This window comes from Streptomyces sp. NPDC006544 (genome assembly GCF_040611715.1).
Classification (GTDB): Bacteria; Actinomycetota; Actinomycetes; order Streptomycetales; family Streptomycetaceae; genus Streptomyces.
On sequence record NZ_JBEXOV010000004.1, the window covers coordinates 77,856 to 100,875 of the forward strand.

Consider the following 23,020-nt stretch of genomic DNA (forward strand, 5'->3'; position numbering starts at 1 on the left):
CCGCCTCCGCTCGGGCGGCGCGGGCCCGGGCGGGGGGCCGACTCGGGCCTGGTCGCCGGGGCGGTGAGCCGGTCCGTCGCGTGCACGCGGTCACGGCGGTACTGGCGTGACCACGGCGACCTTCGGACCGCTGGGCGCCGTGGGCCTTTGCTCGGCTCGCCGAGATGGCGGGCGCAGGCACCGCACCGCCACCCGGTGGATCTGCCGCACGGGCGGAGTGGTCGTGCTGCTCGCCGTACCGGCGGCCGCGCGCCGCGCCGGAGCGCGCACGCCGAAGCTCAGCCCCCCTCGACGGCCGCGCGCGGCTGGCGGCCGCCCGGGCGGTCATCTCGAGGTGCCCGCTCGCGACGGTGGCCGCCCCGCTGCCGGACCCGCCCGTCCGGTCCGGCCCCACGGGCTACCCGCTGCCTACCGACGTCCCGGGCGCGCACCCGCGTCCGTACGGCCCGCTCGGATCGTTTACGGTCCCCAGGTGCTGCGGGACCGAACGGACCCACCGACGTGGTCGCCCCGGGACCGTCGGCCGGGCACCGCTCGCGGCCTCCGCCGGACCGTTGGCGCCCCGTCGCCCCCCGTCACACGCCTCACGCCTCACGCTCACGCGATCGGGCCGAGCAACCCCTGATGTCAGCTGGGGCGCCTCCGGACCGGCGATCCCCGTCATGGTCATGCCGGGCGGCTGGTACCAGGCGTGCCGGTCGCGGTCTCCCACACGAAGCCGTCGGGGTCGGTGAAGGGGGCTGTGCGGCCGCCGATCACGAGCCGGTGCGAGCCGGTGCCGTCGGGGGAGACGCCGACGTCCTTGGCGAGCGCGCGGTGCCCGTAGAGCGCCAACTTGACGGGGCTCGAACCAGTGTCGAACTCGGTGTACTTGCGGCCGAAGCTCTTCGCCACGGTGAGACCGGCGTCGACGTAGAACCGCTTGCTCGCCGCCATGTCCGCGACTCCGAGCAGGAGCACGATCTCGTCGATCTGCCGGGTGTCCGGGCCGGTGTCCTTCTTCGCCGAGGTCGCCACCTTCCAGATGGTGCCGTCCGGGGACCTCACGACGCCTCCGTAGCCCCAGAACGACTTGGTGACCGGCTTCAGGGCCGTGGCGCCCGCGGCGACGGCGGCCTCGACGAAGCCCTTGACGGTGGCCGGCTGGGAGACCGTGAGGGACAGTGTGAATCCGCGGAACCCGGTCGTGGGTGCGTCCGAGGTGCGCAAACCGATGCGGGTGCCCAGGCCGAAGGCGGCGTTGTGGAAGCTGTCGACGGCGGTGGGATCGGCCACCTCGAGGGTGACGGATGCGAGGGAAGTCATGCCCGTCACGCTAGGCGTGGCCCGGGGCACGGCGCTTCTCGAATCCTGACCGATCCGCCGATCCGCCGATCCGCCGGCCCCGTCTCCGTACGTGTCCTCGTCGTGAACGGGCGCGTCGAGGGCCGCCCGGCCGGCGTCGACGCGCAGGGGAGTCAGCGTTCCGACAGCTCCGACGGGGCTTCCTGCACCACCCAGCCGTTGCCGTCCGGGTCGGTGAAGGTCATGAAGGAGTTCCATGTGTCGCCCTTGCCGTCCTCCCAGCCCTTCTCGCCGACGTGCCGCACCGGCGAGACGTCCACACCCCGTTCCGCCAACTCCTCGCGCGCCGCCCCGATGTCCGTCACGCAGAGCTGCAGGCCGTGCAGTGTGCCGGGGGACATCTGGCGGGCACCGGGTGACGGGGGCATCCCGTGCTCCAGTACGACCGAGCAGCGGGAGCCGGGCGGTGTCAGCTGGATGATGCGGATGCCCGGGGCGACCTCGCTGTCGAGGTCGACCGTGAAGCCGACCTTGTCGGCGTAGAACTCTTTCGCCCGGTCCATGTCGGCGACAGGGATCGGGACCACTTCGAGCGTCCAGTTCATGACGGGCTCCTCGGAACGCGGATCGTGCGGGGACGGTCCACCGTCGCCCACGGGGCGGCGCCGCGCACGCCGAAACGCGGCATGCGAGCGGAGAAGTTGGCGGCGCCGCACCGGTCGTGCCGGTGCGACGCGGTTCCCGTCGGCGTCGGCCGGGCGGGGCATCGGGGGTGTCTTCTCATTCCTCGACGGCTCCGCCGACGGACCGCAGATACCCGCGGAACGTCATGCCGTTCCGCTCGCGTGCGGCGAGGTACTTGTCGAAGCGGACCTGGTCCCGGAGGCTGGTGCCCAGGCGCATCCGGGCGGCTTGATGGCGTTCGGTGTCGCGGATCGTGACGGCCATCTCGGCGATGTCAGCGGCACGGTCGAGGGGCAGGAAGAGCACGCCGTCGTCGTCGCCGAGCACGAAGTCCTCACCGGTGACGGTCGACCCGTCGAACCGTGCGGCGGTGAGCGCGTCGGGATCCTGAGGATCGAGACGCTGGGGGCCGACGGGGAGGGCGCCTTGGCTGAAGACGGGCAGGCCGATGCCGCGCAGCTCGCGGCTGTCGCGATGCAGACCCCAGATAACGATGCCGCCGAGTCCGGCCATCTCGCTCTCGAGCGCGATGAGATCCCCGACGCAAGCCTCGTCCTGGCGCCCGGCGTTGTCGACCACCAGGACGTCACCCGGGTCGGCCTCGTCGATCGCTTCGAGAAAGACGTCCACGCTGCCGTAGTGGCGTGCGGGTCGGGCTCGGCCGACGATGTGCGTGTCCTGCCGGAGCGGGCCGACGCTTGCGGGTGCCTGACGGACGGGAAGCCCCAGACGCACCAGTGCGTCGGCGACATGCGGGGTCGTGAGGTCCACGTAGGTCAGCTGGAGTTTGAGTGCGTCCATCAGTCTCGTTCTCCTCTGGTTCCCGCAGCACGAGGGCATGGGTCCGCCACCGGGAAGTATCGCGCTTCGCGGCGGGCGGGGATAGTCCGCACGGCGTCACCCCTACTGGGCGGGCCTGCGCGTGAGGGGCGGCGCTGTTTTCGGCATCTGCTCGCCGTCGTTCGACTCCGCTCAGCGGGTGATGAGTTCCTGAGTATCTTCTCGGGGAAGTCCCTCCTGGAAAGCGCGCGGTGCATACGGTGAATCGCGCTCAAGATCAATTCCGTAGGGGGACTCCGTGACTGCGCAGCAGGGTCCGGCCTGCCAGGCTCCCGCGGCCGGCTATCCCTCCACGTCAGAGGCCGAGGCGGAGTCAGAGGCCGAGGCTGGTCCGGAGGGGCAGCCCGTCCTGGACCTCCGACACCTCAAGGAATCGGTCGGGGAGGTCCTGTACCAGTTCCTGGCCGGAAAGGCGGGCTCCTCGACCAACGGGGGCCGCCTGCCGAAACCTGGTTCAGCCGCTGCAGGAGTTCATGGCGTCCAGCGGGAAACGCATCCGTCCGGTCCTCGCCATGGTCGGGTGGCACGCGGCCGGAGCCGCTGGCAACCCTGCCACCGCGTACTGCTTGGCCGCTTCACTGGATCGCATGAAATCTGAAATGGCACCGAGAGATCAGCCGGGGTTCGGTGATCGACCTGACCGGTCACCCTCCTGACCGGTCACCGGTCACCGGTCACTGCCGAGGCGCTGATCCTGGATGCGGACGGTCAGGTCGGGCCAGTGTGCGGACCATCGCGCCACATCGCCCGAGGTGCACGGCCACTGCGCACGCAGGATTCCGTCGGGCAGGAAGCGGACGCAGGTCCCCGTGGTCCCGTCGGCCTCGGTGGGCTCCAGATCCGTCACCGGGACGCCGTGCTCATAGCGCTGGGTCCAGGATCCGTTCCGACGGCGGTTGGTATGGATCAGCCACTCGCTCAGCGCTGCGACGACGGACATGCCGCGACGCGGATGTCCGTCCGGAAGCCGTTCCGCCTCCGGGACGTCGAAGAACCGAAGGTCCTTCGTGGCCATGACCGGCTTCTTCACCACCCGGCCGTGCTCGTCGACCCGAGTGTCGGTGCCCCGTCCGTCGTCCTGCACCGACACGGAGCCGTCGCCATGCAGTCTGATCACGCACCGTCCGCCGTCCCGGCTCGCTGCCTCGTCGGCGGCATAGGCAACGACCTCGAGAAGAAGGTGTCCCGGCTCGCCCGGAGCGAACTCCGAAGGTTCCCGGCGGATGTGATCGAGATGGTCCACGTCCACGGTGCCGGCCCAGTCGTGCGTGGTGTTGACCCAAGAAGTGCGTGATCCGTCCATCCGGCAAGTATCCGCTCGGGCTCGCAGGGCGTACTCGCTCGGAGCCGCTGGTCACGGTGATGACCCGGGGTGAAACCGTGTAGCCGGTGCGCTCCCCGCGCCGGTATCGTCCGGTCCCGGTCCCGGACCAGACGAACCGACGAGCTTCCCCCTCCAGAGAGCGATTCACATGACCAGCCAGCGCGCAACGACGACCCTGTGGCGCCCGACCGGCCCCGAGGAGCTGGACCTGGTCCGCGAGCTGAACTGGCGTGCCTGGCCGCCGCGGCTGCCCGAGCAGCCGATCTTCTACCCCGTGCTCAACGAGGACTACGCGATCAAGATCGCGCGGGACTGGAACGTGAAGCACAGCGGTATCGGCTTCGTCACCCGATTCGAGGTCGAGTCGGAGTTCCTGAGTCGCTATCCCGTCCAGCAGGCCGGCGGCCGGACGATCCTCGAGCTGTGGGTTCCGGCTGAGGAACTGGACGAGTTCAACGCGCACTTGGTCGGCGAGATCCAGGTGGTTCACGCCTTCCGCTGAGCCAGGGCGACGTGACGACGGTCAAGCTCGTTCAGGGGACGGGGGTGGTTCCTCGTCCTGACCCATGGGGACAGGACGAGGGCACCTTCGCCGGATCTCAGTCGAGGCAGAACTCGTTGCCCTCGATGTCCTGCATCGGGATGCACGACTCGTTTTCGTCATCGGCGTACAGCGTTTGCACGTGTACGGCGCCGAGCGCGACCAGTCGTGCGCATTCGGCCTCCAGAGTGGCGAGGCGCTCCGCACCCACGAGTCCGGTGCCGACCCGCACGTCGAGGTGCACCCGGTTCTTGACGGCCTTCCCTTCGGGGACACGCTGGAAGTACAGTCGCGGGCCCACCCCTGAGGGATCACTGCAGGCGAACCACGCATCCCGCTCCTCAGGTGACTGCGAGCGCTGGTAATCGTCCCAAGTGGCGAAACCCTCCGGCACTGCCGGTACGACATATCCCAACACCTCGCACCAGAAGCGAGCGAGGCGCTCAGGTTCCGCGCAGTCGAAGGTGACTTGGAACTTCTTGATCGACGTCATCGGCCCACCATAGTGGCGGGTGCTGTTCACCGGGACCCCTTGCCTCCCGGGCTGTCCTGTGACGGCGAGCTCGGTTCGACCGCGGGCGAAGGCGAGCCGCCGGCCACCTCCGCGTCCCGGCGTACGCCCCGGCACACTTCGCGGCTCGCGTCCCGGTCCCGTTCCGCCAGCAACGCGGCGTACTGCGTCAGCCGGGACCGATCGGCGGGGAAGTAGCCGTGCCACGGCTCGGCCAGGGGCAGCCAGGCCGCAGGTTGACCGACTTCCGGCGCCAGTGGGGTGCGTCGGTCGACGACTGCCGCGAAGGTCACGCCCAAGGTGGCCGACCAGCCGGCACGGTAGGAGCGGACGGTCACAGCCGCCGGCTGGGCGAGGAGTTCCGCTTCGATGCCCGTCTCCTCGAGCAGCTCACGGGAGGCCGCTTCGCGAGGTGTCTCGCCCCTGTCGACCTTGCCCCCGGGCGAGACCCATCCTCGCCAACGATGGCTGACCAACAAGACGTGCGTGAGCTCGGTGTCGAAGACCCAGACCTCGGCCGCCAGAGGCCCGAGCGTGGTGACATCGGCCCGGCGCAGCCACTCGCCGGCGTTGTCGTACTCCGTGACGGCCCGGCGAACATCCGAAGCGGCAGCTTCCAGGGTGCGTCGTGCGGTGATGTGGTGAGACCGAGTCATCCCAGGAAGGTACGCCGAGCCACCGACAGTCGATCACGCGCGAAGCCCGCCGCTGACGGCCCCGCTCGGCCTTCGGTGCTCCCCGCACACCCGCTGGGGCCGGAGCAACGGCCGGGAGGGTGTAGGGAACCCGGTGTGTTGAACGTGTTCAAACGCTCTGGCAGTATGGCGGCACGAGACCGCTCAGCGGGAACCGTGAATCCACGGGTGCTCCTCTTTCCGGTTGCCGTCAGACGCGGAGGTCAGTACGACATGGTCCTAGCCCTTCTCCTCTTCGTAGCTGTGGGTTTTCTGGTGGCCGTCACGCCGGGCGCGGTCCTCGGGTACTTCGTCGTCGCCGTGAGCAGGAGGCGTCCTCTGGGCGTCAGAGTCGCTCTGCTGCTGGGCTGCGGGGTGGCCTTGTCGCTGGCGTGGCTGGTCCGGACAAGCGCGACGGGCGTCGTGGAGTTGGATATTCCTGTCGCGGTGCTCCCGTTCGTTGCGACACTCGTGTCGGGGTTCTCGTTCCTTTCGCACCAAACCCACCAGCGACGCGCACTCCAGGCCCCGCCCGTGGTGTGGCCCGGCTGGGCCCCAGCCGCGGACGCCAAGTAGCCGAGCGCCGCGCGACGAATCGAGCCGCGGGCCGGGCCTGCCGCGGCCGGGTGCGGCGCTTCCGGCCGCACGAGGCGCGTGACGCGGAGGGTGTTCGAGCGGGGCGTCATGACACGGTGGCGGGCGGCGGCGTCCAGGGGCGGATGCGGGGAGCCGCACTGGAGATGCCGTAGTCCTTCTTCAGCGTGTCGGGGATGGCGTAGTGCATGACCCGTCCACGGGTGAGGGAGGACAGCTCGAGAGTGGCGGTGAGGTGGCCGAGGCGGTCCAGGGCCCAGGCCCCGAGCGGGGAGCGGTCCTCGATGGTCTCCAGGACGTTGAGGAGGTGGGGAACGGCCTTGACGACGGTGTCCCACGGGGTGCGGGGCACGTGGAGCCACGTGGCGCACGTGTCCCCGATGAGGTGACGGATGAGGGCGGAGACGAGCGGATCGAAGAGGGTGCCGGGCACCACTTCCTCGTAGAGGTCGATCAGCTGACGGGTCAGGTGCGCGCCCTCCTCGGAAGGGCCCATGTGCCGGACCATGTACAGGTCGAGGAACCGGCGGGCCTCCTCGAGGGTCGCGGGTACGGCCTCCTGGTCGACGCCGAGCATGGCGCCGACGACGCGCCATGCGTAGTAGTAGGCCTCCGCGCCTTCCGTCGACATGTGGATTCCGAGGCGGTGCAGGCTGTCCAGGACGAGGAGGGAGAAGAACATCTGGCCGCCGATCATGTCCTCCTGGCAGATCGGCGTCCCGAGGGCTTCGACGTCCCAGCGGTTCTCTTCCCGGAGGTGATGGCGGATGGAAGCGTGCAGCAGGCGGACCTTCTGGACGGCGGGGACGAAGCGGCTGCCGGCCTCGAAGGCGTCGGGCCGCATCAGGTAGAGGGTGAACTGGCCGGTCTCCGCCATCCGTTTGGAGGGGTACTTCAGCCCGTGAGCGGCCGACAGCAGCTTTGCCACGTGCGGAACGAGGTAGCACGCGGGCATGGAGGCGAAGGACAGCGCGGTGGAGATGTGCACGTTGTTGTCGATGAAGAACAGACGGGCCCTCTCCATCTCCTCCCAGTCGACCCACGCCGGCGGAACGCTGGTGGCCTCGAGGTACGCGCGCGCGACGTCGGGCAGCCCCTCCGGCAGAGGAGCTCCGGCGGTGGAGACGTAGCGCATCAGGGCGTTGAACTTCCCCACCTCCCCGCGCTCGAAGAGCGTGGCGACGGTGGCGTCGGCCAGTTCGTCACCGGCTCGCCGCAGCGCGGCCATCGATGCCTCGGTGTAGTTCATGGCGGGGCTCCCTCGTCCAACGGGTCGTCTGCGGCAGGCGTGCGGTGGCGGGCCGGGCCGCCCTGGGGCGGCTGCTGGTCACCCCCGTGCGCGGGTCAGGACAGCCGGACCGCGGCCGACCGGGTCAGCGCGGTCAGGGCGCGGGTGGCGTGCGCCGGCAGGTCCATCTCGTGCAGGGCCCCGAGCGCTTCCTCGACGCGCGCGCCGATCATGTCCTCGACGCGGTCGGGTGCCCTCAGGCGTCGCATCACCTCGCGGACCGCCTCCACACCCCGTCCGTCCAGGTCCTGCCGGCCCAGCAAGGTGCCCAGCAACTCTCGTTCGCCCTCGTCGGCCAGACGCCACGTCTCGGCCAGCAGGGCCGTGGGCCGCCGGCCGCGCAGGTCATCGGCGCTGTCCTTTCCGGTGCGTCCCGGGTCCCCGAAGAGGCCGAGCAGGTCGTCCCTGAGCTGGAACGCCTCGCCCAGTGGCAGCCCGTACCGGGAGTAGCCCTCGCGCAGCCGCGCGCCTGCCCCGGCCAGGGCTCCGCCTATCAACAGGGGCTGCTCGACGGTGTACTTGGCGGTCTTGTAGCGGATCACCTTCAACGACACCGCGATGTCCGGACGCTCGCCGGTACTCAGGAGCTCCAGACATTCGCCCGCGATCAACTCCCGCGCCATCACCGCCCATAAGGGCCGCGCCCGGGCCACGTACGCGGCGGGGAGACCGCTGTTGGTGAACAGCTGCCCGGCCAGTGACATCAGCAGGTCGCCGACCAGGAGGGCGAGGGAACGTGCGGTGGCGTCCGCCCCCGGGCGCCGCTCCACGGCACCGCGCAGGACGGTGTGGGCCGTGGGGCGGCCGTGCCTCAGCGGGCTGTCGTCGATGAGGTCGTCGTGCACGATCGCGGCGGCGTGCACCAGTTCCATGGAGGCCGCCGCCCGCACCAACGCGTCACTGTCCGGCTGTCCCACCGCGCGCCAACCCCAGTAGCAGAACGCCGCACGCATCCGCTTGCCCTCCGCGACCGCTGCCTCCAACTGGTCGGCCACCGGCCCGAGAACGGGATCGATCGCGGTGAACTCGTCGGCCTCCCGCGCGACGAACCGGTGGAGGACCTCGTCGATGCGGGCCTTGAACGCCGCCGGTTCCCACCGGTCAGACGTCATCGCGGGTCTTCCGGGCGAGGGTGTGCCGAGCGAGGGTCTCCAAGTAGGCCGGCTGCACGGTCGCGTACCGGTCCAGGACCAGGCGTCCCCGCGCCACGAGGTCGTGCTCGGCCTCCGCCGCCAGCTCCGCGGCATCCGAACGGCGCAGCAGCCCGCGCACCGTCCCCAGGGCCGAACCGATCGCACTCACCGTCAGATCGGCGAGCCCGGCCGCGAGCAGCAGCACCTGATCGTCCGAACCGTCACGCCGTCCCGCTTCCCGCGCCATTCCGTCCCCCGCCCCCGCATGTCCGGCCGGCGTCGGTCACACGCCGTCCTTGCGAGCATCGCGGTCCGGCGGGCGGGGGAGCGGAAGAACTCACGATCGAGTGATCACCTCGCTCAACCGTACGCATCGCCCGCCGCGGCGGTTCCTGGTCGGTGCGCTTTGGGGGCGGGGGTGGGGTCTTGCTACGGAACCGACGTCAGCGGCCGGCCGGGCGGCCGATCGCGAGGGCCGTGCGGCCGCGATCGCGCGGGTCTCCCGCCGCCGGCCACGTGCCGGCGCGCCGGCCGGGCCCGGGACTTCCGGGTCCGGCCGGCGCGCGTTCGAGCTCACATGCCCACGCCCGTCGTGCGCGCGTGCCGGTCGTACCGACGTGCCGGGCACACGGTCACGGTCGGACTTCGGCACCCGCGGGGTGGTCAGCGGCGCAGCTTCAGGCGGTGTACCCCGCCGTCGACCGCGCCGACGTAGAGCGTGCGGCCGTCGGGGGCGGCGGCCAGTTTGGTGGTGTCGGTGTTCTGCAGACCGCTCGAGATGTTCTCCCACGTGAGGCCGTTGTCGGTGCTGCGCAGTACCCCCCGGCCGCCCTGGACGAGTCCGGAGGCCTTCGAGCTGGCGGTGGCCGCGTACAGCGCTCCGCCGACCCGCAGGAGGTCCGAGACGTGGACCGCGAGCGGGCCGGTGTCCGCGGTGCGGAAGGTCCGGCCGTCATCGGTGCTGACCCGGACGGACGAACCGCCGACGACCAGGCGTCGGCCGTCCATCACGATGGCGGAGACGGGGCCCTCGGCGACCTTGGTCTTGGTGACGCCGCCGTCGTCCGAGCGGTAGAGGCCCGAGGCGTTGCCGAGCCAGATGCGCCGCGGGTCGCGCGGGTCACCGGCCATGACGTCGAAGGACTTCTCGTGGAAGAGGTTCTTCCACGTCGTGCCGCCGTCGGACGTCGTGAACAGCCCGTCGCCGAGGATGCTCCTGAAGCTGATCGTCACCCGGTCCGGGTCGGCCGGGTGGACGAGCATCGAGGTCGGAACCTCCGACGACGTGCCCTTCACCTGCCAGGTCCGGCCGGCGTCACCGCTGCGGGATACCTCGAAGAGGCCGGTCGCGGTGCGCCGGACCTGCCACACCACCTTGGTGTCCTTGGGCGAGACGGCGATGTGCGAGGTGAGGCGACCGGTCCTGCCCTCCGCGCCGGACTGGCCCCACTCGGGGCCGGCGACGGGGATCGCGGTGCGGTAGGTGCCGCTGACCGTTCCGGCGAGGAGCTGGTCGCCGCTGGCCGCGAGGGCGAGGGTGGTGAGGCCCTGGACGCCGATCCTGCGGTAACCGGTGCCGTCGGCCGAGCCGCGGTACAGGCCGTCCTGTTCGCTGGACACGGTCACCGAGCCGTCGGCCCAGCGGTCGTAGTCCATCGCGATGGCGGCCTTCGAGGGGGCGGGCACGGGCTTCCAGGTCCTGCCGTGGTCACGGCTCACCTGCCCGGCGCCGAACAGCGCGCGCAGGTACAGGTCGCCGCCGGAGGCGGACAGTCCGTTGCCGCCCTCCGGCAGGGGCAGCACGGTGGACCAGGTGCGGCCCTTGTCGTAGGAGCCGCGGATGCCCGTACCGGGGACGTAGGCCACCACGACGGTGGAGTCGGCCGCGAGGCCGCGGATGGTGTTCACCGGCTCGTCGAGGACGAGGTGCGCCGAACCGGGGTCACCCTTGCCGACGCCGTCGATCCGCCAGACGCCGTCGAAGGTCGCCAGGTACAGGGTGTCGCCGACGAGGGTGGCGTCGCGGACGTCACCGTTCACGCCGGTGGGGTACGTCGCCCAGCTGTCGCCGGCGTCCGTGCTGACCAGCAGCGTGCCGTCGACCACCGCGGCGAGGGTACGGGTCTGCTCGTCCGCGACGAACTCGTCGATGTGCGCGTCGGGCACGTCGAGCTTGCGCCAGGTACGGCCGTTGTCGTCGGTGCGCAGGATCGTGCCCCGGCGGGTGGGGTCGGCGTCCGTGTTCACGGCGTACCACCAGCGGTCGGGGCGGCGGGCGTCGACCACGACCGCTCCGGTGCCGTTGCCGTCGGCGATCGGCAGCCGGCCCACCTGGCGCCAGTTGGCGCCGCCGTCGGTGGTCAGCCAGGGGGCGGCCTTGCGGAACTGCGTCACGACGGCCTGCTTCGGCCGGGCGGGTGAGAGTGCGACGTGACCGGCCTCGCTGTTCGGGCCGATGGGCTCCCAGCGGTCGCCGCGGCTGCCGACGGGGGTGACCTCGAAGGCGCCGTTCCCGGTGATCCGCCGGCCGTCGGTGGTCGTGGCCCGCACGGCCAGCTGGTAGGCGCCGGCCGCCTTCCCGGTCACGTCGGCCTGGTAGTAGCCGGCCCCGTTCATGGTGGTGCGCAGCGTGAAGGCCTTGCCGCGCGGCGGCGTGACGGTGATCTCCGGCGGCGCGTTCAGGGCGGCCGGGGCGGCGACGTGCACGGTGGAGCGGCCGTCGCTGGGGTCGGGGGACGCCTGGACGACCAGGTGCCGGACGACGAGCAGGTACGGCACGCGCAGGGCCGGGCCGCGCGCGGGGGTGGCCGTGATCTGGCCGCTGATCTCCGTGTCGGTGGCCGGGCGGTCGGCGCGCAGGGTGACGGAGACGGACGTGGACCCGCCGGCGGGCACGGTGACCAGCGCCGGGGACACGGTGGCGGGCCCGGTGCTGCCGAGGTTGACGGTCAGCGGTTCCTTGCCGGGGTTGGCCAGGCGCACCTGGGCGCTCCCGCGGACGGTCCTGTCCGCCAGGTCGGCGAGGCCGAACGACACGGTCGTCGGGGAGGCGCTGAGGGTGGCCGACGCCGCGGCGGCCACGTCGAGCCGTCCGCCGCCCTGGACGGTGGGGGAGGAGCCGGCGAGCTGCTTCGCGGTGCCGACCAGTGCGGATCTGATCCCCTCGGGGTCCTGGTCCGGGCGCAGTTGGCGCAGCAGCGCGGCGGCTCCGGCGACGTGCGGGCTCGCCATCGAGGTGCCCGACATGCGGTAGACGCCGGGCTCGTACATCGAGGTGGGGATCGCGGAGCGGATCTCCACGCCGGGTGCGACCAGGTCGGGCTTGAGGCCGAAGCCGGTGCCCGGTCCGCGCGACGAGAACGAGGCGATCTCGTCGGTGGAGTCGGTACCGCGCAGGGTGACGGACACGCTGCCGGCGGCCAGTTCACGGCTCAGCTGGGCGTACTGGGTCGCGTCGATGCCCATGACGACCAGGCGGTCCATGCGCAGCGAGTCGCCGGAGGCGGCGGTCCGGCTGAGGTCGGGGTGGGCGGGGGTCGCCGTGGCCTCGACCGTCCCGGGGGTGGCGGCGAGCACGGGCCCGTCGTGGGCCGGGAGGCCGCCGAGCACGGCCAGCGCGCCGCGCTTCTCGGCCTCGCGCGCCCAGTCGACGTCGCCCTGGCTCAGGACCTCCGCACTGGGCGGGACGAGGATGTCGGCCCGCAGGATCTTGCCCCGTACGTCACCGACCCGGTTCCAGTCCTCGGCGGTGCCCGCGCCGACGTCCACGAGCGGGGCGGTGACCGGTTCCCGGGGCGGGTTCGCGGACAGGATGCCCCGGTACGTCTGGATCAGCTCGGGGTCCTTGCGGCCCGCCAGGTACGCGCTGGGCACCCGCAGCCCGCTGGTGGAGGCGCCGACCGCGATGACGCCCTCGGCCGACGCCGGCGAGTTGACGGTGCCGCTGCCGGGCCCGTCGTTGCCCGCCGCCGCGACGACGACCACTCCGGCCCGCACGGCGGCGGTCGCCGCGCGGCCCAGCGGGTCGGTGCCGTCACCGGGGCCGCCGAGGCTCATGTTGATGACGTCGGCCGGGTAGGGGTTGGCCGGGTCGGCCGCCGCCTCGATGCCGGCGATGATGTCGGAGGTGTAGCCGCTGCCGTCAGCGCCGGTGACCTTGTAGGCCAGCAGGAGCGCGTCGGGCGCCATGCCGGTGACGCCTCCCTTCGTGGCCGCCCTGCCCGCGATGATGCCCGCGACGTGGGTGCCGTGACCGTTGTCGTCCATCGGGTCGTCGTCGCCGTTGGCGAAGTCGAATCCGCCCACGACCTTGTGGCCCTTGCCGAAACCGCCGCCGAGGTCGGGGTGGCTGTAGTCCACACCGCTGTCCAGGACCGCCACGACGGTGCCCTTGCCGGTGGCCTTCACCCCGGCCGGGTCCTCGCGCTTCCAGACCTCGGGTGCGCCGGTCAGCGGCACGCTGGTGTCCGTACGCACCTGGATCCGGGTGTCGGGGCGGACGGCGGTGACGCCCGGCAGCGCGGCCAGCCGCGCCGTCTCGGAGGCGGGCACCGTCATGGCCACGGCGTTGACGAGCAGGCCGAGTCGGCGGGGCGAGGCGGGGTGCAGTCCCGCTGTCCGCACCGCCCCGACGAAGGCGTCCTGACGTTCCGCCAGGGCCCGCCGGGCGTCGCCGACGGCGGAGGCGGTGCCGGCGGCCAGGGAGGTGAGCGAGCCGCCCGGGGCGGCTGCGACGGCGGCGTCCCCGGACAGTTCGACGATGACCCGCTGGTTCGGGTCGGGTGACTTCGCGGTCGCGGTGCCGGGTATCGCGGTGAGCGTTCCGGCGAGCGCGATGGTGGTGACCGTGACGGCCACCAGGCGTCGGATTCTTCGTGGGTTCTTGGCCATGGGTAGAAGTCCTAGTGCCGAAGTCACTCTCCGTACAACAGATCCTGACGGCCCATTGCTGCCGGTGGCACAAGTGGGCCAGTATCCGCATATGACGAACGAGCTCACCGCCGCAGGGATCGATCCGTTCGACGAGAGTGTCTACCGGGCCGTGCTGACCCGGCGTACGGCGGTCCCGGCCGAGCTCGCCGCCGACCTTGGCTGCACCCCTCTCCGTGCCGCCAGGGCGCTGGACCGGTTGCGCGACCACGGCCTGGTCGGGCGGCTCGCGGGCGTCCGCCGCCGGTACGCGGCGATCGAGCCGGGAGCCGCGGTCGAGTCCCTGGTACGGGCCAGGGCCGAGGAGTTGGACCGGGTCCGATCGGCGGCCGGCGAGCTGTCCCGCCTCTTCGCGGCCGCCCAGGCCGGCACCGCCGGGGAGGACGAGGTGGAGATCGCGACCGGCCGCGAGGCGCTCGGCCGCTGGTTCGTCCGCCTCCAGCAGGAGGCGCGCGAGGACGTCATGACCCTGGACCGGCCGCCGTACGCACTGACCACCTCCAACCCGGTGGAGAGCACGGCGCTGGGGCGCGGCGTGCGCTACCGCGCGGTCTACGCCCCCGAGGCGCTGGAGTGGCCGGGGGTGCTCGAGGACATCCGCGGACTCGTGCGGCGCGGCGAGCAGGCCCGGGTGATGCCGGGCCTGCGGATCAAACTGGCCATCGCGGACCGCCGGCTGGCGCTGATGCCGCTCTCCCTGGACCTCGACGGCGTGCGCGCCGCGGTCATCCGCCCTTCCGCCCTGCTGGACGCCCTCACCGACTACTGGGAGCTGTGCTGGAAACAGGCCCTGCCGCTCGACGTCCCCGCCGAGGACCCGCTCGGCGAGGAGGACCGCCTGGTGCTCACCCTGCTGGTCAGCGGCCTCAAGGACGAGGCCATAGCCCGCCAGCTCGGCTGGTCGGTCCGCACCATGCGCCGGCGCATGAGCCACCTCCACGAACTCCTGGGAGCGGTGAACCGTTTCCAGGCCGGCGTGGTCGCGGCCCGCCGCGGCTGGATCTGACCCGCCACCGGACGGCGCGGACCCGTCTGACGGCCCTCGCCGGCCTGGTGCCCTAACGCACCACGCGGTAGCGGAGGTGGACGACCTTCGAGCTGAAGGTGCGGGTTTCTAGGAGTTCGAGGTCCACCCGGCTCTCGCGCCGGGGAAAGAACGCAATGCCGCCGCCGACGAGCACCGGGTAGACCCTGGGCCGGTACTCGTCGATCAGACCCAGCGCGGCCGCCTCCGCGGCGAGCGTCGCACCGCCGATCGCGATGTCGCCCCTCCCCGGCTCGGCCCGCAACCGATCGATCTCCGCCGCAAGCCCGCCGGAAGCCAGGCGGGCACTGCCCTGAACCGTGGACAGCGTGGTCGAGAACACCACCTTCGGGAGCGGCTTCCAGATCGCGGCCCACTCGAGCATCGGCGCGTCGAGCGAGGGGCCTGGTCGGCGGTCTCCCAGTACAGCATCGTCTCGTAGAGCCGTCGGCCCATCAGATGGACGCCGACCTGACGGAACTCGTCGGTGACGAAGCGGAGGACCTCCTCGTCGGGAGGCGTCCAGTCGAAGCCGCCGTCCGGCCCGACGATGTAGCCGTCAAGTGAGACGCCCATCGAATAGGTCACCCTGCGCATCAGACGTCCTCCTCGGTAACGGCTTCGACGGTACGACCGCCGGACACCGCCGGACACCGCCGGACGCGTCACGGCCCGCGCGTTCGACTCATCGTCCCCCTGCTGCACCCCGCATCCGGCCACCGCCGCTTCCCGCGCGCCGATGGCCGGATGTGCCAGATCCTCGTCATTGCGGCCGTCCCGGCTGGGGCGTGATGATCAGCGCATGCCCGCAACGCACAGAGTCGTCATCGCCGCCTTCCCGGGGGTGGAACTGTTGGACGTCACCGGTCCGGCCGAGGTGTTCTCCGTCGCCTCCCGCGTCCTCGGCGGCGACCGGCCCGGCTACCAGGTGCGGATCGCGACAGCCGACGGCGGCGAACTGCCGACCGCCGGCGGTGTCCGGCTGCTCGCCGACCTGCTCTTGGACGAGGTGGACGACCACGTCGGCACCCTGCTCGTCGCCGGTGCCATCGACCTCGCCGACGGCGCGGTGGAGCCGGTGGTCGACGCCCGGGTCACCGCCTGGTTGCGGCGGGCCGCACCGCGCGCCCGCAGGACGGGTTCGATCTGCGCCGGCGCCCACCTGCTGGCCGCGGCCGGGCTGCTCGACGGCAGACGGGCCACGACGCACTGGCTGACCGCCGCCCGGCTGGCCGCCGAGCATCCGCGTGTCACCGTCGACCCGGACCCGATCTTCATCCGGTCCGGACCGGTGTGGACCTGCGCCGGCGTGACCTCGGGGATGGACATGGCGCTCGCCATGGTCGCCGAGGACCACGGCCGGGCCGTGGCCCTGGCCACCGCCCGCATGATGGTCATGTACGTCAAACGCTCCGGCGGGCAGAGCCAGTTCAGCGTGCCTCTCTCCGTCCAGGACGAGGCTCCCGCAGCCGACCGGATCGCCGAGCTGCGACGGTGGATCGCGGATCACCTCACCGATGACCTCTCCGCCGAAGTCCTCGCCGAGCGGCTGCACTTGAGCGTGCGGCACTTCACGCGCGTGTTCCGCCGGAGCACCGGCACCACGCCTGCCGCCTACGTGGAGGCCATCCGCCTCGAGACCGCCCGGCGGCTGCTGGAGGAGAGCGAGCACAGCCTGCAGGAGACCGCCGCGGTCAGCGGTCTGGGGTCGGTGGACACCCTGCACCGCTCCTTCCAGAGAAGGCTCGGAACCACCCCCGCGGAGTACCGCCGCCGCTTCCGGTAGCCGTCCCCGCCACCGCGCGCCGTCATCAACCGCCGTCCGGCGGTCATCAGGCGTGCCCGCACACGGGCCGCCACGACACCCTGGAGCACGCCATGTCCCGTACGAAGGTCCTCCCCGTCCCGGTCCTGGGACGGCACGCCGTCAACGCCTACGTGCTGCTGGGCCGCCGACCGGTGATCGTCGACTCCGGGACGCCCGGCAGCGGCCGGCGCATCATCGACCGGGTCACGGAGTACGGGGTGGACCCTGCCGACGTCTCCCTGATCGTCATCACCCACGGCCACATCGACCACTTCGGTTCCGCCGCCGAACTCCACCGCCTCACCGGCGCGCCCGTCGCCGCCCACGTCGCCGACCTCGGACCGTACCGCTCCGGCCGCGCCCGCGAACCGTACCGGCCGACCGGGCCGATGGGCCGCGTCATGGCCCGCCGCAAGGAACTCCACGTCCAGGCAGAACCGTTCGAACCCGACGTGCTCATCAGCGGTGAGACCAGCCTGGAGGACTTCGGTGTCGCGGGACGCATCATGCCCACCCCCGGGCACACGGCGGGCTCCGTCTGCGTCCTCACCGACGAGGGCGACCTCGTCGCCGGCGACCTGGTCGCCAACTCCTTCATGGGCCTCATCCCCGGAAAGCCCGCCAACCCGCCCTTCCACGACGACCCGGTCGGCAACCTCGCCAGCCTCCGGGCGATGCTCGACCTCGACCCCGCCACCCTGCACGTCGGCCACGGCACCCCCCTGCGACCCGGCCGGGTACGGCGATGGGCGCGACGCGAACACCGCCGCCTGGCCCGGCTCGAGGCAGCCGGCCGCCTCGCCGCGCCCGCGACGCGGGACCGGCCCTGAGCACGCGGCTCCAGCAGTGCGGCGGGCAACCCCGCGCCCATGGCCCGCACGCACCTGAAACCGCTGCTACAGAGGCGCCCCGCGCCACTTCCACGAGGTGACCCGGTCACGGCCCGGCAGGTCGGCGCGGCCGGTGGACCACAGCAGGACGGCCCATCGGTCCTCGTCGGCCGGAGCCTCGGGGAAGAGCCGGGCCAGCACCCGGTCGCACAGATCCGCCGGGGGCGCCCAGGACAGGGACAGGCCCTCCGCGACGTCGTGGGTGTGTACGAGGGTCTCCACGATGCCCATCGCGGCGAAGCCCTCCGGGTCGGAGATCCCGTACGAGTGGTAGGAGCGCAGGTCCGGAGCGGCCGTACGCACCATCGCCGCCAGCAGAGCGCCGCTCGCCTCCAGCGTCCGCAGCAGCCCGGCGGGGCCGGCCGCGGCGTCGGCGAAGATCGCGTTCGACGGGCCGCCCTCGCGCGCGGGAGCCCACCGGTAGGGCACCGGGCCGTCGAGCGGCGGCTTGCGCGGGCCCAGCTGGACCGCGTACGCGAAGAGGTCGTCGCTCAGATGCTCGACGGTCTCCCAGCAGTTCCACTCCAGGTTCCCGGCCGGCACCGCCCAGTCGCCGGTCGGGAACTCTCCGAGCGTGTCGACCGCCAGGCGTACGGCGGTGGTCACGTCGTCCGCGGTGACGGGGAGCCGGGTCCCGCTCAGCGCCGCACGCTCGGCGGCACTGCACTCCACACAGAACTCGTTGCCCTCGGGATCGGCCAATGTCACCCATCCCCGCCCATTGGGCTTGCGGTGGTCGGCGAAGAGGGTGGCGCCGAGGGCGAGCAGGCGCTCGACCTCCTCGTCGCGGGTGCGGCCGTCCGGCATCACGTCGAGGTGCAGGCGGTTCTTGACGCCCTTGGCCTCGGGCACCGTGACGAAGAGCAGGGCCGCGCGGGGTGTCTCGACGAGGGCCTCGGGATCACCGGGCGCGTCGTCGTCGGACAGGGAGGCGCCGAGTGCCTGGGCCCAGAAGCCGGCGAGCTTGTAGGCGTCGGCGCAGTCGATGGTCACATGGTGCACGAGAGAAGTCATGACCCTCACTGTCTCCGCCAAGTAGCCCTCGGGTCCAGCGGGTTATGACGGGGGGGCGAGGGGACTGGGAAGAAGGGCCCGCACCGACCCGAGGGCGTACGGAGCCGGAGGCTAGGCTCCGAGCATGACTGAGCAGTGGTACGTCCTCATCGAAGAGGACACCCGTGTGACGCGACAGGCCGACGGCGTCAAGCTGCAACTGCACCGCTGGACCCTGGTGGCCCGGCACTCCATCAGCGGCACGCAGGCACAGGCGCTTGCCGCGGCCGAGGACGCGGCCCTGCACTACGTGCCGGCCGTCCTGGCCCGCCATGCACGACCGGGTGACACGCCGGCCCGCGACGCCTTCCTCACCTCCGACGGTGCCTGGCTGGTCTGGCTCAAGCAACACCACCGCGAGTGCCACATACGCGTGACCGCCGCCCGTCTCGTGCACACGCGGGAGGAGGAGCAGAGCCCACCGAAGACCCTCAGGGAAAAGATCCGCCATGCTCTGGACGGCCCTGAGCCCGCCGAGGCCCAGTGGGCGCCCAAGGCCTGAACGGCGTCCTGGGCGCCAGTCGCTCGACACCGGGGGTGGCGTGTATCGCGAAGGTATCAACAAGCGCATACGCCACCTCCTCGGCAGGGCCCGGCTCCCCGCGCTGCCATGGACAGGACCTCGACCGGGGAACCTCACTCAGCAGAAGCTTTGCCGGCCCGGAACGCCGCCAGGTTCGCCGCGGAGTCCCCCGTCCAGGGATGGTCCGGTCCGAGGATCCGACCGCGTTGCTCCACGACCGCCTCCATGTGCGTGATCGCCTCGGGGAAGGCCCCGGTGCCCGCGAGGGCCAGCGCGAAGAGGGACCGGGAGGCAAGAGTGACCTGGTAGTCCGGCCCGTAGCGGCGCTCCGCCGTCGTGAACGCCCGGCGGGCGAAAGGAAGTGCCTCGGCCGGCCGGCCCGCGTAGTACAGGGCGTTCGCGTAGTTGACCTCCGCTCCCATGGTGATCGTGTGGTCCGGCCCCATGGTGTCGCTGCATTCGCGGATCAAGGTCGCCGCATCCTCGATCTCCCGGACCAGGGCCGGGCCGCGCAGGAACTCCAGCATGAGGTAGCGCGACCGCAGAGTCATCGGGTGCACCGGCCCCAGGACCTCGATCCGGGACTCGAGGGCTCGTCGCATCAGCACTGCGCCTTCCGCCTCTCGCCCGTCCACCAGGAGGACGAGCGACAGGACCACGCAGCTCTCGAGTGTGTCGGGGGCCGTCGGGCCGAAGAGGCGCTCGCAGTCGGCGAGGGTCCGCCGCGCGAGTGTCTCCGCTTCCCCGTAGCGGCCGAGCCTGCGCAGGGTTCGGGCCACGCGCTGACGCAACCGCAGGACCAGCGGATGTTCGTCGCCCAGCCGTGTCCGCGCGAGGTCCACCGCCTGCTCCCCGACAGCCAGTGCGGAGGCGGAATCCCCCGACCGGTGAAGGTTGACGGCGAGCCGCAGCGCGCACTCCGTCGCCGACTCGGCCACCGGGCGGTCCGTGTCGTCGCCTGTCGGTATCCGTCGGAGCAGCGCCAGCACGTGAGGGGCCAGCGGCCGGAACGGGGCTGCCTTGATGCCGCGCTCGGGTATCTCGGGCAGTAGGCCGAGCAACAACTCGGCAGCTTTCAAGGCCAGTTGCCGGCGCTGCCCCACAGGGGTGCCGCGGGCGACGCTGTCCAGGAGGACTCCGTGGGTCCGCAGGCTGCGCGGAGGGCCCGGCACGAGTTCCGTGAGGGAGTGGTCGAGCAAGCCGCGCAGCGCGGGTTCGATCCGCCCGGCCGGGAGGTCGGCTCCCAGTTCAAGGCCGGCCAGCAGGGAGAGCGGGAGCGGGTCGCTCGCCCAGCACGCCAGCAGGCGCAGCAGGGTCTCGGCCTCGGGCAGGCCCTGTTCGGCGACGGCGTCGAGGGAGAGCTCCCAGGTGCTGCTGACCAGGTGGCGCGAGTCGCCGACGGTCCCCAGGGCTCCCTGGTCGATCAGGTCGATGTCGAGGCGCTGCCCGTACTCGGTCAGGGTCCAGGGGCTGATCACCTGATGGGACAGAAAGGTGCCGGCGAGGGTGAGGGCGAGGGGTAGCCGGCCCAGCCGGTCGGCAATCTCCTCCGCCTCCTCGGCCGTCCCGGCGTCGGGGGCGAGGTCTCGGAGCACCTGGGCCGCGTCCGCACGGGGCAGTACTCCCACCTGGAGCAGCCGCGCGCCGGGCCACCATCGGCTCGAGGCCTGACGGCTCGTGACCAGTACGGTGCCGCGCGGGCTGCTGCGCAGCCAGCCGCCGTCCCGGAGTACGGAGGGGTCGTCGGCGTTGTCGATGACCAGCAGCCAAGGCCGGTCAGATCGGTCCAGGTGGTCCCAGACCAGGTCTGCCGCGGCGCGCAGCCCGCTGTGCGCGGCCGTCAACTCGCCGTCCGTGGCGCCGCGGTCGGCGGCGACGGCCAGCATGCCGGAGCGGAGGGACGTGGTGTCGGAGGCGTTCACCCACAGGCCGATGCGCTGTCCGTCGGCGGTCGCGTGCTCGAAGAGCGCGCAGGCGACGGCGGTCTTGCCGCAGCCGCCGAGGCCGTGAAGGACGTGTACCTGGCCACCCACGCCGGGGGCTACGGAGGCCCGGAGCGTGCCCATCAGCTCGATGCGGTCGCGGAGTACGAGCGGAGTGCGGCCCAGCGCGGGGCTGCGTACCGTGTCCGGGCCGGACCAAGCCGGTCCGTGGTGGTGGTGCTCGACGATGTGCTGGTCGCCGGACGCCTGGTAGACGCGGCCGTGGCCGCTGGCGCGGCCCTCGGTGCGGCCGTTCACCGGGGGTCGCCCAGGTGCAGGTCACGGCCGGCCTGGTAGACGCGGCTGTCGCCCGATGCGGTGGCGTGCTGGGTGATCGTGGGCGCGGCGGGTGCTTGCGCCTGCGGGGGGACCAACAGCTCGCGCAGCGCGTCGGCCGCTTCCGGGTGCGCGATCAGCAGACGTCGGATCCGGCCCTGCCACTCCGCCGCCAGTTCGGCCGGGGTCTCCTCGTCCTCCGCATGCCGCGCGTCGAGAAGATCGTGGCGCGTGGCATCGAGTTCGCTCTCCACGGCGTCCGCCCGCTCGGGAAGGACGCGCCGCCACAACGCGGCCACCCCGGCGCTCGCACTCTGCCAGGCCTCCGTGGTCAGTGCGGTGACCAATGCGGTGCCCGCGCCGGCCGCGAGCGCAGCCATGTCCGGCTCCATCAAACCCCCATGTCCCGACGGTATTTGCTACAGCATCACATACCGGACGCATGGCGGACGGAACGATCCGCGGCTCACTCCGCGGGGGGACGGGCGGCGTGGGAAGGAGGCCTCCACACCGCCACCTCCGCTTCCTTTTCACACCCCTCCACCCCGCTCCCGTCAGCCGAGGGCAGGGTGCGCCGTCGTGCGTCCGTGCCGACGTGTTCCGCGCATCCTCCGCGTCCCCGAGACGCCGAAGGTTCGTACGCCGGAGCAGAATGCGCATGCAGGTTCGAAGGAACGACCGGGGCGCCTGTTACAGAGGCCGGAACCCGTTCGGCGCACGCGCACGGCATGGCGTGAATGAACTGCTTATCTGGCCGAAACCTCTTCGACCCTTCGCCGGAAGGGGTGCCGCGACCTTCCGCCCCGTCCCGGTCAACTGGACTTTGACCCTTGCATCGTGCAAGGGAGAGTTGCGGACATGTCCGCATTGGGAAACATGAGTGCCGGGTTGTGGCGGTTGATGGCGGGTGCGGGCCAGAGTATGGCTCCTCGGCAGGACGCCGGGAACCGCACGGAGCCCGCCCGGCTCGCACGAGGCCGGGCCGGGCTGACAGTTCAAGGAGTCATCTGTATGTCTGCTTCTCTCGCCCCCCGTCGTCTTCTCGTCGCGGTCCTGGCCGCCGGCGCCCTGGTCGGCGCGGCAGCTCTCCCGGCCGCCGCCCACGACGACGGCCGCCGGCACTCTGAGATCGTCATCGGCGACGTCCAGCACGACAGCCGCGGTCGCGACAGTCGCGCCCTGAACCGCGAATGGGTCGAGGTGAAGAACACCGGCCGTCACTCCGTCGAACTGCGCGGATTCACCCTCACCGACCGCGACGGCAACCGCTACCGCTTCAACCACCTCCGCCTCGACGGCCGCTCCAGCGTCAAGGTCCACACCGGCCAGGGCCGCGACACCCACCGCGACGTCTACCAGGGCCGCCACCAGCAGATCTGGGACGAGCGCGACACCGCCACCCTGCGCGACGACCGTGGCCGCGTCATCGACACCGAGACCTGGGGCCGTCGCGGCCACCACGACCCCCGCTAGTCCGGTGCGGCAGCCACGCCATCGGGGGCCGTGAACTGCCGGCTGCCCTCAGCAACGGGCGTGGGGGGGGGGCCCGCCCCGGCCCCCCCCCCCCCCGCCCCCGCCCCGCCCCCCCCCCGGAGTGGGGCACGCGGGCGGGCGGCGCGCGGGAACGACCAGCAAAGCACAGCCATCGCCCAGGGTGGGTACT

20 protein-coding genes and 1 pseudogene are annotated in these 23,020 nt (G+C 72.0%); 7 read left to right on the forward strand and 14 right to left on the reverse strand.

Annotation, left to right across the window (positions count from 1 at the left end; genetic code table 11):
* Positions 1-666: 666 nt before the first annotated feature.
* From ABZY44_RS03095 to ABZY44_RS03110, 4 genes are all read right to left on the reverse strand, one after another.
* Positions 667-1,305 carry a glyoxalase gene (locus tag ABZY44_RS03095; RefSeq protein WP_356649817.1) on the reverse strand — a complete coding sequence of 213 codons (639 nt, stop codon included), beginning with the start codon at positions 1,303-1,305 and terminating at the stop codon, positions 667-669.
* Positions 1,306-1,457: 152 nt separating this feature from the next.
* On the reverse strand, positions 1,458-1,889 hold the full coding sequence (locus ABZY44_RS03100; RefSeq protein ID WP_356649818.1) for a VOC family protein: 432 nt from the start codon (positions 1,887-1,889) through the stop codon (positions 1,458-1,460).
* Positions 1,890-2,064: 175 nt separating this feature from the next.
* Positions 2,065-2,769, reverse strand: coding sequence for an RraA family protein (locus ABZY44_RS03105; protein ID WP_356649819.1), 705 nt, complete (start codon positions 2,767-2,769; stop codon positions 2,065-2,067).
* 706 nt (positions 2,770-3,475) lie between these two features.
* Positions 3,476-4,111: an ATP-binding protein gene (locus ABZY44_RS03110; RefSeq protein WP_356649820.1), complete on the reverse strand. Its 636-nt coding sequence runs from the start codon at positions 4,109-4,111 to the stop codon at positions 3,476-3,478.
* Between the two features lie 169 nt (positions 4,112-4,280).
* On the opposite strand from ABZY44_RS03110, the gene ABZY44_RS03115 reads away from it, so the two are divergent.
* Positions 4,281-4,634, forward strand: a complete 354-nt coding sequence (locus tag ABZY44_RS03115; protein ID WP_356649821.1) for a hypothetical protein — start codon at positions 4,281-4,283, stop codon at positions 4,632-4,634.
* Between the two features lie 97 nt (positions 4,635-4,731).
* Here the strand turns inward: ABZY44_RS03115 and ABZY44_RS03120 are convergent, their stop codons facing one another.
* Together ABZY44_RS03120 and ABZY44_RS03125 are read right to left on the reverse strand one after the other, a co-directional pair.
* Positions 4,732-5,166, reverse strand: a complete 435-nt coding sequence (locus tag ABZY44_RS03120; RefSeq protein ID WP_356649822.1) for a VOC family protein — start codon at positions 5,164-5,166, stop codon at positions 4,732-4,734.
* Between the two features lie 26 nt (positions 5,167-5,192).
* On the reverse strand, positions 5,193-5,840 hold the full coding sequence (locus ABZY44_RS03125; protein WP_356649823.1) for an NUDIX hydrolase: 648 nt from the start codon (positions 5,838-5,840) through the stop codon (positions 5,193-5,195).
* 135 nt (positions 5,841-5,975) lie between these two features.
* Here ABZY44_RS03125 and ABZY44_RS03130 point away from each other — a divergent pair, with 135 nt between their 5' ends.
* Positions 5,976-6,434, forward strand: coding sequence for a hypothetical protein (locus ABZY44_RS03130; RefSeq protein ID WP_356649824.1), 459 nt, complete (start codon positions 5,976-5,978; stop codon positions 6,432-6,434).
* Positions 6,435-6,540: 106 nt separating this feature from the next.
* On the opposite strand, the gene ABZY44_RS03135 is transcribed toward ABZY44_RS03130, so the two are convergent.
* The 4 genes from ABZY44_RS03135 to ABZY44_RS03150 all read right to left on the reverse strand — a co-directional run bounded on the left by ABZY44_RS03135 (position 6,541) and on the right by ABZY44_RS03150 (position 13,763).
* Positions 6,541-7,701 (reverse strand): oxygenase MpaB family protein, encoded by a 1,161-nt coding sequence (locus ABZY44_RS03135; protein ID WP_356649825.1) that lies wholly within the window; start codon positions 7,699-7,701, stop codon positions 6,541-6,543.
* Between the two features lie 95 nt (positions 7,702-7,796).
* Entirely contained in the window at positions 7,797-8,852 is a 1,056-nt protein-coding gene (locus ABZY44_RS03140; protein WP_356649826.1) for a polyprenyl synthetase family protein, read from the reverse strand.
* Positions 8,842-9,120, reverse strand: coding sequence for a polyprenyl synthetase (locus tag ABZY44_RS03145; protein ID WP_356649827.1), 279 nt, complete (start codon positions 9,118-9,120; stop codon positions 8,842-8,844). Before ABZY44_RS03145 ends, ABZY44_RS03140 begins: the two co-directional genes overlap by 11 nt.
* A 416-nt stretch (positions 9,121-9,536) precedes the next feature.
* Positions 9,537-13,763: a S8 family serine peptidase gene (locus ABZY44_RS03150; protein ID WP_356649828.1), complete on the reverse strand. Its 4,227-nt coding sequence runs from the start codon at positions 13,761-13,763 to the stop codon at positions 9,537-9,539.
* Between the two features lie 91 nt (positions 13,764-13,854).
* Between ABZY44_RS03150 and ABZY44_RS03155 the strand changes: the two genes are divergently transcribed.
* Positions 13,855-14,808 carry a hypothetical protein gene (locus ABZY44_RS03155; RefSeq protein WP_356649829.1) on the forward strand — a complete coding sequence of 318 codons (954 nt, stop codon included), beginning with the start codon at positions 13,855-13,857 and terminating at the stop codon, positions 14,806-14,808.
* A gap of 52 nt (positions 14,809-14,860) precedes the next feature.
* On the opposite strand, the pseudogene ABZY44_RS03160 reads toward ABZY44_RS03155, so the two are convergent.
* A pseudogene (locus tag ABZY44_RS03160) lies at positions 14,861-15,423 on the reverse strand (dihydrofolate reductase family protein).
* A 205-nt stretch (positions 15,424-15,628) separates the two neighbouring features.
* Between ABZY44_RS03160 and ABZY44_RS03165 the strand changes: the two are divergent.
* On the forward strand, positions 15,629-16,612 hold the full coding sequence (locus tag ABZY44_RS03165; RefSeq protein WP_356649830.1) for a helix-turn-helix domain-containing protein: 984 nt from the start codon (positions 15,629-15,631) through the stop codon (positions 16,610-16,612).
* A gap of 92 nt (positions 16,613-16,704) precedes the next feature.
* Positions 16,705-17,463, forward strand: a complete 759-nt coding sequence (locus ABZY44_RS03170) for an MBL fold metallo-hydrolase (protein ID WP_356649831.1) — start codon at positions 16,705-16,707, stop codon at positions 17,461-17,463.
* Between the two features lie 66 nt (positions 17,464-17,529).
* Here ABZY44_RS03170 and ABZY44_RS03175 read toward each other — a convergent pair whose 3' ends face one another.
* The gene (locus ABZY44_RS03175) at positions 17,530-18,537 is read right to left on the reverse strand and encodes a VOC family protein (RefSeq protein ID WP_356649832.1); all 1,008 of its coding nucleotides are present in this window, start codon (positions 18,535-18,537) and stop codon (positions 17,530-17,532) included.
* Positions 18,538-18,661: 124 nt separating this feature from the next.
* Here ABZY44_RS03175 and ABZY44_RS03180 point away from each other — a divergent pair, with 124 nt between their 5' ends.
* On the forward strand, positions 18,662-19,078 hold the full coding sequence (locus ABZY44_RS03180; protein WP_356649833.1) for a hypothetical protein: 417 nt from the start codon (positions 18,662-18,664) through the stop codon (positions 19,076-19,078).
* Positions 19,079-19,212: 134 nt separating this feature from the next.
* On the opposite strand, the gene ABZY44_RS03185 is transcribed toward ABZY44_RS03180, so the two are convergent.
* Both ABZY44_RS03185 and ABZY44_RS03190 read right to left on the reverse strand, forming a co-directional pair.
* A complete protein-coding gene (locus ABZY44_RS03185) occupies positions 19,213-21,339 on the reverse strand; it encodes a tetratricopeptide repeat protein (protein ID WP_356649834.1) in 2,127 nt (708 codons plus the stop codon).
* On the reverse strand, positions 21,336-21,737 hold the full coding sequence (locus ABZY44_RS03190) for a hypothetical protein (RefSeq protein ID WP_356649835.1): 402 nt from the start codon (positions 21,735-21,737) through the stop codon (positions 21,336-21,338). Before ABZY44_RS03190 ends, ABZY44_RS03185 begins: the two co-directional genes overlap by 4 nt.
* Positions 21,738-22,368: 631 nt before the next feature.
* Between ABZY44_RS03190 and ABZY44_RS03195 the strand changes: the two genes are divergently transcribed.
* The gene (locus ABZY44_RS03195; protein WP_356649837.1) at positions 22,369-22,830 is read left to right on the forward strand and encodes a lamin tail domain-containing protein; all 462 of its coding nucleotides are present in this window, start codon (positions 22,369-22,371) and stop codon (positions 22,828-22,830) included.
* Positions 22,831-23,020: the final 190 nt, after the last annotated feature.

Bases quoted from the DNA above. Each gene is read 5' to 3' on its own strand.
- ABZY44_RS03095 (WP_356649817.1), bottom strand. From the start codon at position 1,305: ATGACTTCCCTCGCATCCGTCACCCTCGAGGTGGCCGATCCCACCGCC.
- ABZY44_RS03100 (WP_356649818.1), bottom strand. From the start codon at position 1,889: ATGAACTGGACGCTCGAAGTGGTCCCGATCCCTGTCGCCGACATGGAC.
- ABZY44_RS03105 (WP_356649819.1), bottom strand. From the start codon at position 2,769: ATGGACGCACTCAAACTCCAGCTGACCTACGTGGACCTCACGACCCCG.
- ABZY44_RS03110 (WP_356649820.1), bottom strand. From the start codon at position 4,111: ATGGACGGATCACGCACTTCTTGGGTCAACACCACGCACGACTGGGCC.
- ABZY44_RS03115 (WP_356649821.1), top strand. From the start codon at position 4,281: ATGACCAGCCAGCGCGCAACGACGACCCTGTGGCGCCCGACCGGCCCC.
- ABZY44_RS03120 (WP_356649822.1), bottom strand. From the start codon at position 5,166: ATGACGTCGATCAAGAAGTTCCAAGTCACCTTCGACTGCGCGGAACCT.
- ABZY44_RS03125 (WP_356649823.1), bottom strand. From the start codon at position 5,840: ATGACTCGGTCTCACCACATCACCGCACGACGCACCCTGGAAGCTGCC.
- ABZY44_RS03135 (WP_356649825.1), bottom strand. From the start codon at position 7,701: ATGAACTACACCGAGGCATCGATGGCCGCGCTGCGGCGAGCCGGTGAC.
- ABZY44_RS03140 (WP_356649826.1), bottom strand. From the start codon at position 8,852: ATGACGTCTGACCGGTGGGAACCGGCGGCGTTCAAGGCCCGCATCGAC.
- ABZY44_RS03145 (WP_356649827.1), bottom strand. From the start codon at position 9,120: ATGGCGCGGGAAGCGGGACGGCGTGACGGTTCGGACGATCAGGTGCTG.
- ABZY44_RS03150 (WP_356649828.1), bottom strand. From the start codon at position 13,763: ATGGCCAAGAACCCACGAAGAATCCGACGCCTGGTGGCCGTCACGGTC.
- ABZY44_RS03155 (WP_356649829.1), top strand. From the start codon at position 13,855: ATGACGAACGAGCTCACCGCCGCAGGGATCGATCCGTTCGACGAGAGT.
- ABZY44_RS03165 (WP_356649830.1), top strand. From the start codon at position 15,629: ATGCCCGCAACGCACAGAGTCGTCATCGCCGCCTTCCCGGGGGTGGAA.
- ABZY44_RS03170 (WP_356649831.1), top strand. From the start codon at position 16,705: ATGTCCCGTACGAAGGTCCTCCCCGTCCCGGTCCTGGGACGGCACGCC.
- ABZY44_RS03175 (WP_356649832.1), bottom strand. From the start codon at position 18,537: ATGACTTCTCTCGTGCACCATGTGACCATCGACTGCGCCGACGCCTAC.
- ABZY44_RS03180 (WP_356649833.1), top strand. From the start codon at position 18,662: ATGACTGAGCAGTGGTACGTCCTCATCGAAGAGGACACCCGTGTGACG.
- ABZY44_RS03190 (WP_356649835.1), bottom strand. From the start codon at position 21,737: ATGGCTGCGCTCGCGGCCGGCGCGGGCACCGCATTGGTCACCGCACTG.
- ABZY44_RS03195 (WP_356649837.1), top strand. From the start codon at position 22,369: ATGTCTGCTTCTCTCGCCCCCCGTCGTCTTCTCGTCGCGGTCCTGGCC.